Here is a 12418-nt window from a genome sequence, read left to right on the forward strand (position 1 = left end):
TCGGCGAGGAAAGCATGACGGCTTTCCCCGCCGAACGCGAAAAAGCAAGCTTCGCCGTTGGTCAGGCGTGCGCCCTGAGCCGCACCGGCGCGGATTTATAGGCCGGAGTGCCGCTTGTGTGATCGTAGGCGGCGAGCGCGATGAGGCCGTTCGCCTCCGGGTAATAGGCGGCGACCGAGCCTTTCGCGATCGGAAAGGCGACCGCCGTCTGGCCGCGCAGCGCCCGCGCGGCTTCGCCCTCGCCCGCCGGGACGGCGACGACGTCGACGAGGTCGCCGTGGGCGAGGCCGAGCGCCGCGAGGTCCTCCGGGTTGACGAAGACGACGTCGCGCCGGCCGGTGACGCCGCGGTATCGGTCGTTGAGGCTGTAGATGGTCGTATTGTACTGGTCGTGGCTGCGGATCGTCGTGAGCAGCAGCACGTCGGGCGTCGGGCGATCGGCGCGCCCAAGCCCCGGCGCGACGATGAACCGGGCCCTGCCCGAAGGCGTGAGCCATTCGCGCCGCGAGGCCGCTACGTCGAGCCTGAAGCCGCCGGGCCTGGCGACGCGCGCGTTGAAGTCGAAGAACTCCGGGAAGACCTCTTCGATCCGGTCGCGGATGCGGCCGTAGTCGGCGACGAGGAAGTCCCAGTCGACCTTTGTCGCCGGCAGGCTCGCCTTGGCGATCCCCGCGACGATCGCCGGCTCGGAGCGCAGATGCTCCGAGGCGGGCGCGAGGCCGCCGCGCGAGGCGTGCACTACGGACATCGAATCCTCGACGGTCACGCATTGCGGCCCGCCCTCCTGCATGTCGACCTCGGTGCGCCCGAGGCAAGGCAGGAGGATCGACTCTCTGGCGAGGATAAGATGGCTGCGGTTGAGCTTGGTCGCGATATGAACGGCGAGGTCGAGCTTGCGCATGGCCGCGAAGGTCGCCTCGGGGTCCGGCATCGCGACGGCGAGATTGCCGCCGAGGCAGACGATGGCTTTGGAGCGCCCGTCGCGGATCGCCTCGACCGTCTCGACGGCGTTGTTGCCCTTGGTCCGGGGCGACGTGACGCCGAACGCCGCGTCGAGCCGCGCGAGGAAGGCCTCGGTCGGAATTTCGGTGACGCCGACGGTGCGGTCGCCCTGCACGTTGGAATGGCCGCGGAGCGGGCAGATTCCTGCCCCCTTGCGCCCGAGATTGCCGCGCAGCAGCAGGAGATTGGCGAGATGCTGGACGTTGGCGACGCCGTCGAGATGCTGGGTGATCCCCATGCCGTAGCAGACGATGACGCGCTCGGCCTTCGCGTAGACCTCGGCCGCCGCCTCGACGTCGCTCCTGGCGAGGCCCGAGCGGCGCTCGATCTCGTCCCATTCGACGCTGGCGAGATCGGCCTCGATCGCCGAAAAACTTTCCGTGTTCTCGGCGATGAACGTCCGGTCGAGGACGCCCTTCCCGCCGCGCGCGAGGTCGGCGGCGTCGAGCGCCAGCACGGCTTTCATCATCCCCTTCAGCATGGCGAGGTCGCCACCGACCTTCAGCTGATAATAGGACGAGGCGATCTCCGTCGAGCGCAGGGTGAGCATCTCGAACGGGTCCTGCGGCGAGGCGAAGCGCTCGAGGCCACGCTCGCGCAGCGGGTTGAACACGACGATCGGCACCTTGCGCCGCGCCGCCTCGCGCAGCGTGGCGAGCATGCGCGGATGGTTGGTGCCGGGATTGTGGCCGACGCAGAAGATGGCGTCGCAGTGGTCGAAGTCCTCGAGCGTCACCGTGCCCTTGCCGACGCCGATCGACTCCGGCAGCCCGACGCTCGTCGCCTCGTGGCACATGTTCGAGCAGTCGGGAAAATTGTTTGTTCCGAACTCGCGCACGAACAGCTGATAGAGGAAGGCCGCCTCGTTCGAGGCGCGTCCCGAGGTGTAGAACTCAGCCATGTTCGGGTCCGGCAGCGCCCGCAGCGCGACGCCGATCCGCGCAAAGGCCTCGTCCCAGGAGATCGACAGGTAGCGGTCGCTCGCCGCGTCGTAGGCCATCGGATGGGTGAGCCGGCCCTGCGCCTCGAGCTCGAAGTCCGACCAGCCCCAGAGCTCGGACACGGAATGGGCGGCGAAAAACTCCGGCGGCGCGCGGCGCGCCGTCGCCTCCCATGCGACCGCCTTCGCGCCGTTCTCGCAGAATTCGAAGGAGGAGCGATGGTCAGGGTCCGGCCAGGCGCAGCCAGGGCAGTCGAACCCCATCGGCTGATTCGCCTTGAGCAGGGCGCGCACGTCGGAGGCGACGGCGGTCTGCTCCCGTATGGCGTTGGCGACGGCTTTCAGCGCTCCCCAACCACCAGCCGGCCCATCATAGGGCTTCACGCCAGGCGGATCCGCCTTGCTCATATCGTCTGCTCCTCACGCGGTTTGATCGCGATCAAACCTTAGCATTACTCGCAGCGCCGCAACATGCGCCCGTGCGCCGCGGCGCCAGCGTCCTTTCCAGAGCGTGAGCGATGAGATGGAGGGAGCGGGCGGCCGATCGCGCCTCGCCAAAAAAAAGCATGACCCAGCCTGCGCCGCGGTCATGCCGTCCGGAGTCCGTGTCCGGCGGCGCGCGGGCGCCGCCGGAATTAACGAAGATCAGTTATGCGCCAGATTGGCGGCCGTGGTGCGGCCCCAGTCGAAAATCTTGCTGGTCGCCCCGGTGATCGAGCTCACCGCATTGTCGACGAAGGCGAGCGGAGCGGGCTTGGGCGTCGTCGGCGCGATCTCGGGCGCCGCGGCCTGCTCGACGGGCGCGGGCGCGGGCTCGGCGGCGGCCGGCGCCGGCTGCGCGGACCTGGCGCGAGCCTCGGCCCTGGCGGCGTCGTGGGCCCTCGCCGCCTTGGCCGGCTTCTCCGCGGAGGCGATCTGGGCGGGGCGCGGCGGCGGCAGGGCCGCCGTCTTGACGGGCTTGGCCGCCGGCCTGGCCGCCTCGGGCTTGACCGGCTCGGCCGCGGCGTGGACGGCGGGCTTGACGATCGCGCCGTCGGGGCGCACCGCGGCGGTCTTCACGAGCTTCGGCTCGGGCGTCGAAGGCGTCAGGGCGACGGGCGCGCCGTCCGGCGCGCCATAGGGCGGCGGGGCGAGGAGGCTCGCGGCGGCGACGGCGGGCGCGGCGACGACAGGCGCAACGGCGGCGGCCGGCGCCTCGGCGCGCGCCTCGTCATGGGGGGCGACGGCGGGCGGCGCGGCCTCGGCCGCCTGTTGCGGCGCCGGAGCGGCCGGCTCGGCGGGCGTTTCGGCCTGCGGCGCGGCGGCCGTCTGCGCCGGAGCCTGGGCCTCGGACGAGACGTTCGCCATCAGAGCCGCCGAATCAGGCGCCTCGCGCTTGAACGCCGTGCTGGCGATCATGCCGACGGCGCCGGCGATGGCCACCGTCGCCATGATGTAGAGCGGCAGGCGCGAACGCTTCTCCTCATAGAGCCCGGCCTCGCCCGCGACGGCGGCGTCGTCGACATAGACGAAATGGTCGGACGCCGCCTGACGCAGCAAAGGCTCGTCGAAGGCGTCGACGCCGAGCGTATGGCCGCGCAGCGGCGAAAATCCGCCGTCGAACGCATCCACGGGAGCGGCGTCGTCGGCGAAGGGGACGGCGGCGAAGGGCGCGGCGGCGAAATCGTCGTCGTCGTCCTGCGCGCGGCTCGCGCGCAACTCGATCGGGGCGGCGTCCGGGAGATCGGAGGTCAGGCCGGAGCGCGGATCCTGCGCGGCCTCGCGGGGCTCGCGCGGCGCGTCCGCGTCGGCGAGCGCCGCCGCCGGATCGAAGCCGCTCGCCGCGCGCAGGAGAGCCGCCTCGATCTCCGCGAAGTCGCCGCCGATCGGCGCCGCGGCCGGCTCGGCCCCTGCGGCCGGCGCGCCGGCGCGCATGCGGCGCTCGAAATCGTACAGATCGATCAGCGGCTGGCGCTTGGAAGCTGGCTCGCCCATGGTTACGACCCCTTCGGATTAGTCCGTTCGAATATCGGCTAAAAGACGCGCATCCGGCCGACCGGAAGCTGCGCCGTAAATCTTAACGCCCATTAAGACTGCGCAATTGTGGCTGATCTTTGCCGATGAGGCGCGCGCAGGGCTTGACGAATAAGCCCATAAAGGTGACCAATCCTGATCAGGATCCTGAAAACTTCCTCCCATGCTTAACGAAGCCTGAACGCCCGGCCCGCGCGCTGCCGTGGGAATTCTTTTTGCATGCGTCGCCGGGCGCGCGGCGACGGCGCGGGCTCTGGGGATCTGAAAATGGAAGAAGCGCATGGACAACACGTCGGAGTCGTAAGCCACCACGAGCTCAAGCAGACCTTGTCGACGCTGCAGCTCTGGGCGATCGCCGTCGGCCTCGTCATTTCGGGCGAATATTTCGGCTGGAGCTACGGCTGGGCGAGCGCCGGCACGCTCGGCTTCACCGTCACGGCGCTGTTCGTCGCCGCGATGTACGCGACCTTCATCTTCAGCTTCACCGAACTCACGACCTCGATCCCGCACGCCGGCGGCCCGTTCGCCTACGCCCGCCACGCCTATGGCCCGGTCGGCGGCTATTTCGCCGGCGCGGCGACGCTGATCGAATTCGTCTTCGCCCCGCCGGCGATCTCGCTCGCCATCGGCGCCTATCTCAACGTGCAGTTTCCCTCGCTCGACCCCAAGCTCGCGGCGTTTTGCGCCTATCTCGTGTTCATGGGACTCAACATCATCGGCGTCGAGATCGCCGCGACTTTCGAACTCGTCGTCACCGTGCTGGCGATCTTCGAACTGCTCGTCTTCATGGGCGTCGTCAGCCCGGGCTTCTCGATCGCCAATTTCGTCAAGGGCGGCTGGTCGGGCGAGGACCGCTTCAGCCTCAGCACAGTCCCGGGCATGTTCGCGGCGATCCCCTTCGCCATCTGGTTCTTCCTCGCCATCGAGGGCGTCGCCATGGCGGCGGAGGAGGCCAAGGACCCCAGGCGCTCGATCCCGATCGCCTATATCACGGGCATCCTCACGCTCCTCGCGCTCGCCGTCGGCGTCATGCTGTTCGCCGGCGCCTCCGGCGACTGGACCAAGCTCGCCAACATCAACGACCCGCTGCCGCAAGCCATGAAATTCGTCGTCGGCGACTCCAGCAACTGGCTGCACATGCTGGTGGCGCTCGGCCTGTTCGGCCTCGTCGCCTCGTTCCACGGCATCATCATCGGCTATTCGCGGCAGATCTTCGCGCTGGCGCGGGCGGGCTACCTGCCGCCGGTCCTCGCGACCGTGCATCCGCGCTTCAAGACGCCCTGGCTCGCCATCCTGGCCGGCGGCGCGGTCGGCGTTTTCGCCATTTTCTCCGACAATCTGCTCGTCATCGGCGGCCAGCCGCTGACCGCCAACATCGTCACCATGTCGGTGTTCGGGGCGATCCTGATGTACATGATCAGCATGGCCAGCCTGTTCCGGCTGCGCAAGGCCGAGCCCGACATGGAGCGCCCGTTCCGCGCCCCCTTCTATCCGTGGTTCCCGGCCTTCGCCCTGTTCGGCGCGACCATCTGCATGATCGCGATGATCTATTATAATTTCCTGATCTTCGTGATCTTCTGCATCATGCTCGCCATCGGCTACGTCTATTTCCTCAGCACCGCGCGGCGACGCGCGCAGGCGCCGGAAGACGTGATGATCGAGACGAAGGAGGAGCTTCAGCAGGAGGGGCTGAAGTCGTAGGGCGCACGTCCCGCGGCGGGACGAGTTCGCAACCGGAGGCGCGCATGACCCATGTCCAAAGCGCGGGAGGGCGGACCTACCGCTTCCCCGACCTCAAGACCCTGCTCGCCAAGGCGAGCCCGGCCCGCTCCGGCGACCGCCTCGCCGGGCTCGCGGCGGAGGACGCCGCCGAACGCGTCGCCGCCCAGATGGCGCTCGCGGAGCTGCCGCTGAAAGCCTTCCTGAGCGAGGCGGTGATCCCTTACGAATCCGACGAGGTGACCCGCCTCATCATGGATTCGCACGACGCCGCCGCCTTCGCGGCGGTGTCGGGCCTCACCGTCGGCGACTTCCGCAACTGGCTGCTCGGCGAGGAGGCGGACGGCGCGGCGCTGGCGGCGCTCGCGCCCGGCCTCACGCCGGAGATGGTCGCCGCCGTCTCGAAGATCATGCGGCTGCAGGACCTGATCCTCGTCGCCCGCAAGCGCCGCGTCGTGACGAAGTTCCGCAACACGCTCGGCCTCGAGAAGCGGCTTTCGACGCGCCTTCAGCCGAACCATCCGACCGACGATCCGGCCGGCGTCGCGGCCAGCGTGCTCGACGGCCTGCTCTACGGCTCGGGCGACGCCGTCATCGGCATCAATCCGGCGACCGACAACGTCTCCGCCGTCTGCGCCCTGCTCGACATGCTCGGCGGCGTGATCGAGGCCTACCAGATCCCGACGCAATCCTGCGTGCTGACCCATGTGACGACCTCGATCGAGGCGATCGCGCGCGGCGCGCCGGTCGACCTCGTGTTCCAGTCGATCGCCGGCACGGAGGCGGCCAACCGCTCCTTCGGCGTCGACCTCGCCGTGCTGAAGGAGGGGCGCGAGGCGGCGCTGTCGCTGAAGCGCGGCACGGTTGGCGACAACGTCATGTATTTCGAGACCGGCCAGGGCTCGGCGCTGTCGGCCGGCGCCCATCACGGCGTCGACCAGCAGACCTGCGAGACGCGCGCCTACGCCGTCGCGAGAGCCTTCGATCCGCTGCTCGTCAACACCGTCGTCGGCTTCATCGGCCCCGAATATCTCTACGACGGCAAGCAGATCATCCGCGCCGGGCTCGAGGACCATTTCTGCGCCAAGCTCATCGGCCTGCCGATGGGCTGCGACATCTGCTACACCAACCACGCCGAGGCCGACCAGGACGACATGGACATGCTCCTGACCCTGCTCGGCGTGGCCGGATGCAATTTCATCATGGGCATTCCGGGCTCGGACGACGTGATGCTGAACTACCAGACCACCTCCTTCCACGACGCGCTCTACGCGCGCGAGGCGCTGGGGCTGCGTCCGGCGCCGGAATTCGAAGAGTGGCTCACGCGCATGGGGGTGTTCGAGGCGACGGGGCGCCCGCGCGAGGACCTCGCCGCGCCGTTCCGCCCGGCGCTGGAGCGCATCGCGTCATGAGCAAGCTCGTCGTCGACAACCCGTGGGAGCGGCTGCGCCGCTACACCCCGGCGCGCATCGCGCTCGGGCGCGCCGGCGTCAGCCTGCCGACGAAGCCGCTGCTCGAGTTCCAGCTCGCCCATGCGCTCGCCCGCGACGCGGTGCATCTGCCGCTTGACGACGAAGGGCTGACGGCGCGGCTCGAGACGCAGATGTGGCCGGTCGTCCCGCTGCGCAGCGCCGCCGGCGACCGCCAGACCTATCTGCAGCGTCCCGACCTCGGCCGGCGCCTCGACGAGAATTCGCGCGAGGCTCTGGAACGGCTCGCCACGCGCGGCGCGCGGGGCTTCGACATCGCCTTCGTCGTCGCCGACGGGCTTTCGGCGCGCGCCGTCAACGAGCATGCGCCGTCGATGCTGGCGGCGATCCGGCCGAGGCTCGAGGCCGGCGGCTGGCGTATCGCGCCGCTCGCCCTCGTCGAGCAGGGCCGCGTCGCGATCGGCGACGACGTCGGCGCGCTGATGGGCGCGGCGATCGTCGTCGTGCTGATCGGCGAGCGGCCGGGCCTCTCCTCGCCGGACAGCCTCGGCCTCTATCTCACCTACGCGCCGCGCGCCGGCCTCACCGACGAGGCGCGCAACTGCATCTCCAACGTGCGCCCGCAGGGCCTGTCCTTCGAGGCCGCCGCGCACCGCCTCTTCTACCTTCTGGAGGAGGCGCGCCGCCGCAAGCTCTCCGGGGTCGAGCTCAAGGACGAGTCCGACATGAAGACCCTCTCCGGCGGGACGGAGGAATCGACGAATTTCCTCACCCGCGGCTGAACCGCGCGCGACGATGCGAAGGCGGCTGCGATTTTTTCCGGCGCAAGAATGCGCCGGCGGCGCGTTTTGCGCGTTGTCCGCCGGTCCGGGCGACATGGCTTCGGGCGACGGAGACGAAAGCCCATGCCGCCCGCGCTCGAAGCTTCGACGGCCCACTCCTGCGCGGCGTCGCCGCCCGCCCCTGAGCGCGAGCCGGGCCTGCTGAAAAAAATCGCCCGCTCGCTCGGCCCCGGGCTCATCACCGGGGCGGCCGACGACGATCCGAGCGGCATAGCCACCTACAGCCAGGTCGGCGCGCAATTCGGCTTCGGCCTCGCCTGGGTGCTTCTGTTCAGCTATCCGCTGATGGCGGTGACGCAGGCGATCGCCGGGCGCATCGGCTGCGTCACCGGCGACGGGATCGCCCGGAACCTGCGGCTGCACTATCCGCGCTGGCTGCTGCGCGTCGCCGTGCTCACCCTGCTCGTCGCCAATATCGTCAATCTCGGCGCCGACCTCGGGGCCATGGGCGCCGCGGCGCAGCTTCTCGTCGGCGGCCCGGCGCTCGCCTACACGGCCGCCTTCGCCGCGCTCTGCGTGCTGCTCGAAGTGTTCCTCAGCTACGCGCGCTACGCCGCCGTGCTGAAATGGCTGACGCTGGCGCTGTTCGCCTATGTCCTCGTCGCCTTCCTCGCCGGCGTGCCCTGGGGCGAGGCGATGCGCGGGACCTTCATCCCGCGGCTGTCGCTCTCGAACGCCGACGAGGTCATGGCCGTGCTCGCCGTGCTCGGCACGACGATCAGCCCCTATCTCTTCTTCTGGCAGGCGGCGCAGGAGGTCGAGGAGCAGGAGCGGCGCCAGACGCAGCCGCTCTACGTGACGCCAAAGCGCGGCGACGGCGAGATCGACCGCGTCGCGGTCGACACCTGGGTCGGCATGGGCCTCTCGAACCTCATCTCCTGGTTCATCATCCTCGCCGCGGCGGCGACGCTGCACGCCAGAGGCGTCACCAATATCGAGACCTCGGCGCAGGCGGCCGAGGCGCTGCGTCCGGTCGCCGGCGAATTCGCCTTCGTCGTCTTCGCGCTGGGGATCGTCGGCGCCGGCCTCCTCGCCGCGCCGGTGCTCGCCGGCTCGGCCGCCTACGCCGTCTGCGAGACCTTCGGTTGGACGGAGGGGCTCGACCGCAAGCTCAAGGACGCGCGCGCCTTCTACGGCGTCATCGCCGTCTCGACCTTTCTGGGCTTCGCGCTGAACTTCGTCGGCCTCGATCCGATCAAGGCGCTCTACTGGAGCGCCGTGCTGAACGGGCTCCTCGCCGCGCCGATCATGGCGGCGATGCTGATGATCGCGAGCAATCGAAAGATCATGCGCGAATTCGCGCTGGGCCTTCGCATGCGCGTCGCCGGCTGGCTCGCCGCCGCGGCGATGGCCGCGGCGAGCGCCGCCTTCCTCATTCTTTCGGCGCTGGGGACAGGCTAAGCGCCGGCGCTGCGCGCGCGCAGGCTGTCATAGATCGGCGGGCTGCCGAGCAGGCTCGCGACGCCTGTCGCGGCGAAGCAGGCGGCGACCATCGGCAGCAGCGCCGTCGAGGAGTTGGTCATCTCGGTGACGAGGATCATGCCGGTCAGCGGCGCGCGCACCGAGCCCGCGAAGAAGGCGGCCATGCCGACGAGGGCGTAGAGCGCGTTCTGGCCCGCCGGGTCGACGAGCGCGCCGAAGAACGCGCCGGACAGCGCGCCGAGCGCCAGCATCGGCGCGAACAGGCCGCCCGGCGTCCCGGCGGCGTAGGAGGCCGCGCCGAGCGCGAAGCGCAGCGCGAAGACGAGCGCGAGCGCCGAAGCCGGCCCGGGCGCGCCGGAGAGCGACGCCTGCGTCAGCTCGTCGCCGCCGCCGGAAAAGCCAGGCGCGACGAAGGCGAGCGCGCCGGCGCAGGCGCCGACGAGGACGGCCGGAGACAGGGGAAAGCGCCGCGCCATGGCGTCGGCGAGCGAGAGCGCGCCGAGCGTCGCCCCGTTGTAGAGGGCGCCAAGGGCGCCCGAAACGGCGCCGAGGCCGAGGCAGGCGACAAGGGCCGGAAAGCTCGGCGCCAGCAGCGCGGGGACCGCGAATTCGGGGCCCGGCCCGATGATGAGGCGGGCGACGAGGATGGCGCTCGTCGAGGCGCCGAGCGCCGCCGTCACGCTCCTGAGGTCGAGCCGGCGCAAGAGCTCCTCAAGCACGAACACCGCGCCGGCGAGCGGCGCGTCGAAGGCGGCGGCGAGGCCCGCCCCCGCCCCGGCCGCGAGCAGGATCGCGCGCTCGTCCTCGCCTCGCCGCAGCAGGCCGCCGATGAGATGCGACAGCGTCGCGCCCATCTGCACGCAGGGTCCCTCGCGTCCGAGCGCGAGCCCCGCGCTGATGGCCAGCGCGCCGCCGACGAACTTGACGGGAGCGAGCGCGAAGCTCGCCGGGCGCGCCTGCCCGGCGAGCACGGCCTCGACATGCGGGATGCCGCTGCCCGCCGCCCGCGGCTCGAAGCGACGCACGAGAAAGGCGGCGAGCGCGCAGGCGACGGCGGCGAGCGCCGACAGCGTGAGGAGGCCGCTCCAGAACCAGCCCGTCCAGCCGGCGGAAAAACCGTCGCGCAGGCGTCCGCCCGCCTCGAGCGACAGGCGGAAAAGCGCGCCGATCAGCCCGGCGCCAGCGCCGCAGGCGAGCGACATCAGCCCGAGCGCGACGAGTCCGGAGCGGCGCCCGGCCGCGCGCGGCCTCACGCGCGCAGCCGGTAGCCGGTGCGGAAGATCCAGGTCACGACCGCGAGGCAGACGGCGAGGAAGGCGCCGGTCATGGCGAGGCTCGCGCCGACGTTGACGTCGGCCGTCCCGAAGAAGCTCCAGCGGAAGCCGCTGACGAGATAGACGATCGGATTGGCGAGCGAGACGGAGCGCCAGAACGGCGGCAGCATGTCGATCGAATAGAACACGCCGCCGAGGAAGGTCAGCGGCGTGATGACCAGCATCGGGGCGAGCTGGATCTGCTCGAAGCTGTTGGCGAGGACGCCGATGACGAAGCCGAACAGGCTGAAAGCTATGGCCGTCAGGGCGAGGAAGGCGATCATCCAGACCGGATGCTGGACGCCGAAGGAGACGAAGCAGCGCGCGGTCACGAGGATGACGAGGCCGACGAGCACGGATTTGGCCGCCGCCGCGCCGACGTAGCCGCACACGATCTCGAAGGCCGAGGCGGGCGCCGACAGCACCTCGTAGATCGTGCCGGAGAAGCGCGGGAAATAGATGCCGAAGGAGGCGTTGGCGACGCTGAGCGTCAGCACCGACGACATGATCAGCCCCGGCACGATGAAGGCGCCGTAGGGGACGCCGCCGATCTCCGCCATATGCGGCCCGAGCGCGCCGCCGAAGACAATGAAATAGAGCGCCGAGGAAAGGGCTGGCGAGGCGATGCTCTGCACCGCCGTGCGCATCGCCCGCGCGGTCTCGAAGCGGAAGATGGCGCGGATCGCGTCGAGGTTCATCTGGCGCGCTCCCGCGCCGTCTCGTCCCGCGCCGTCTCATCGCCGTCGTGCACGAGGCGCACGAAAATATCCTCGAGCGTGCTTTCACGCGTCTCGACGTCGACGATGGGCAGGCCGAGCCCGGCGAGGGCGGCGACGAGGCCGCCGGCGTCCGCTCCCGAGGGCTCCCCGTCGAGGGCGCAGGAGAGCGTTCGCCCGTCCGCCGACAGCTCGGCGCCGAACGGCTCGAGCGCGGCCGGTGCGCGTCCGATCGGCGCCTTGAGCGTGACGGCGAGGCGCTTGCGCCCGAACCTGCGCATGAGCGCCTCCTTCTCCTCGACGAGGATCAGCTCGCCGCGGCGGATGACGCCGATCCGGTCGGCCATCTCCTCGGCCTCCTCGATGTAATGGGTGGTCAGGATGATGGTGACCCCCTGCGCGCGCAGGCCGCGCACCATCGTCCACATGTCGCGGCGCAGCTCGACGTCGACGCCGGCGGTCGGCTCGTCGAGGAACAGGACCTGCGGCTCGTGCGACAGCGCCTTGGCGATCATGACGCGCCGCTTCATGCCGCCCGACAGCGTCCTGATATGGGCGTTCCGCTTCTCCCACAGCGAGAGCTGGCGCAGGATCTGCTCGATCAGCGCCGGATCGGGCGCGCGGCCGAACAGGCCGCGACTGAAGCGCACGGTCGCGAGCACGCTCTCGAAGGCGTCGGTCGCGAGCTCCTGCGGCACGAGGCCGATCATGGCGCGCGACGCGCGATAGTCCTTCACGATGTCGAAGCGGCCGACGCGCACCTCTCCCGCCGTGCGCCGCGCGACGCCGCAGACGATGTTGATGAGGCTGGTCTTGCCCGCGCCGTTGGGACCGAGCAGGGCGAAGATCTCGCCGCGCTCGATGTCGAGGTCCACGCCGTTCAGCGCCTGGAAGCCCGAAGCGTAGCGCTTTGTCAGGCCGCGGATGGTGATGATGGGAGCCAGAACGCGCCTCTTTCGCCGCTTCGGAAGCGCCGGACCATGGTCCGGCGGCCGCAAAAAGAAAACCTTTCGGCGCCGAA

Annotated in this window: 9 protein-coding genes; 4 read left to right on the forward strand and 5 right to left on the reverse strand. The window is 70.3% G+C overall.

Annotated elements, in window-relative coordinates:
• Nucleotides 1-61: 61 nt before the first annotated feature.
• Both ACE3OG_RS06285 and ACE3OG_RS06290 read right to left on the reverse strand, forming a co-directional pair.
• A complete protein-coding gene (locus ACE3OG_RS06285; RefSeq protein WP_374306807.1) occupies nucleotides 62-2350 on the reverse strand; it encodes an FdhF/YdeP family oxidoreductase in 2289 nt (762 codons plus the stop codon).
• Nucleotides 2351-2587: 237 nt separating this feature from the next.
• The gene (locus ACE3OG_RS06290) at nucleotides 2588-3916 is read right to left on the reverse strand and encodes a hypothetical protein (protein ID WP_374306809.1); all 1329 of its coding nucleotides are present in this window, start codon (nucleotides 3914-3916) and stop codon (nucleotides 2588-2590) included.
• Nucleotides 3917-4222: 306 nt separating this feature from the next.
• On the opposite strand from ACE3OG_RS06290, the gene eat reads away from it, so the two are divergent.
• The 4 genes from eat to ACE3OG_RS06310 all read left to right on the forward strand — a co-directional run bounded on the left by eat (nucleotide 4223) and on the right by ACE3OG_RS06310 (nucleotide 9347).
• Nucleotides 4223-5656 (forward strand): ethanolamine permease, encoded by a 1434-nt coding sequence (gene eat / locus ACE3OG_RS06295; RefSeq protein ID WP_374306811.1) that lies wholly within the window; start codon nucleotides 4223-4225, stop codon nucleotides 5654-5656.
• Nucleotides 5657-5700: 44 nt separating this feature from the next.
• Nucleotides 5701-7086, forward strand: a complete 1386-nt coding sequence (locus tag ACE3OG_RS06300) for an ethanolamine ammonia-lyase subunit EutB (protein WP_374306813.1) — start codon at nucleotides 5701-5703, stop codon at nucleotides 7084-7086.
• The gene (gene eutC, locus ACE3OG_RS06305; RefSeq protein ID WP_374306815.1) at nucleotides 7083-7886 is read left to right on the forward strand and encodes an ethanolamine ammonia-lyase subunit EutC; all 804 of its coding nucleotides are present in this window, start codon (nucleotides 7083-7085) and stop codon (nucleotides 7884-7886) included. Before ACE3OG_RS06300 ends, eutC begins: the two co-directional genes overlap by 4 nt.
• A 123-nt stretch (nucleotides 7887-8009) precedes the next feature.
• Nucleotides 8010-9347, forward strand: coding sequence for an NRAMP family divalent metal transporter (locus ACE3OG_RS06310; protein WP_374306817.1), 1338 nt, complete (start codon nucleotides 8010-8012; stop codon nucleotides 9345-9347).
• Here ACE3OG_RS06310 and ACE3OG_RS06315 read toward each other — a convergent pair.
• From ACE3OG_RS06315 to ACE3OG_RS06325, 3 genes are read right to left on the reverse strand one after another with little or no spacing between them, the layout of a single operon-like run.
• Nucleotides 9344-10621, reverse strand: coding sequence for a ClC family H(+)/Cl(-) exchange transporter (locus ACE3OG_RS06315; protein ID WP_374306819.1), 1278 nt, complete (start codon nucleotides 10619-10621; stop codon nucleotides 9344-9346). The two genes, ACE3OG_RS06310 and ACE3OG_RS06315, sit on opposite strands and share 4 nt — an antisense overlap.
• Nucleotides 10618-11379: an ABC transporter permease gene (locus ACE3OG_RS06320; protein ID WP_374306821.1), complete on the reverse strand. Its 762-nt coding sequence runs from the start codon at nucleotides 11377-11379 to the stop codon at nucleotides 10618-10620. The genes ACE3OG_RS06315 and ACE3OG_RS06320 overlap by 4 nt, the downstream gene beginning before the upstream one ends.
• A complete protein-coding gene (locus tag ACE3OG_RS06325; RefSeq protein WP_374306880.1) occupies nucleotides 11376-12341 on the reverse strand; it encodes an ATP-binding cassette domain-containing protein in 966 nt (321 codons plus the stop codon). The genes ACE3OG_RS06320 and ACE3OG_RS06325 overlap by 4 nt, the downstream gene beginning before the upstream one ends.
• Nucleotides 12342-12418: the final 77 nt, after the last annotated feature.

The sequence above is a fragment of the Methylocella sp. genome (genome assembly GCF_041905455.1).
Classification (GTDB): Bacteria; Pseudomonadota; Alphaproteobacteria; order Rhizobiales; family Beijerinckiaceae; genus Methylocapsa.

Bases quoted from the DNA above. Each gene is read 5' to 3' on its own strand.
- ACE3OG_RS06285 (WP_374306807.1), bottom strand. From the start codon at position 2,350: ATGAGCAAGGCGGATCCGCCTGGCGTGAAGCCCTATGATGGGCCGGCT.
- ACE3OG_RS06290 (WP_374306809.1), bottom strand. From the start codon at position 3,916: ATGGGCGAGCCAGCTTCCAAGCGCCAGCCGCTGATCGATCTGTACGAT.
- eat (WP_374306811.1), top strand. From the start codon at position 4,223: ATGGAAGAAGCGCATGGACAACACGTCGGAGTCGTAAGCCACCACGAG.
- ACE3OG_RS06300 (WP_374306813.1), top strand. From the start codon at position 5,701: ATGACCCATGTCCAAAGCGCGGGAGGGCGGACCTACCGCTTCCCCGAC.
- eutC (WP_374306815.1), top strand. From the start codon at position 7,083: ATGAGCAAGCTCGTCGTCGACAACCCGTGGGAGCGGCTGCGCCGCTAC.
- ACE3OG_RS06310 (WP_374306817.1), top strand. From the start codon at position 8,010: ATGCCGCCCGCGCTCGAAGCTTCGACGGCCCACTCCTGCGCGGCGTCG.
- ACE3OG_RS06320 (WP_374306821.1), bottom strand. From the start codon at position 11,379: ATGAACCTCGACGCGATCCGCGCCATCTTCCGCTTCGAGACCGCGCGG.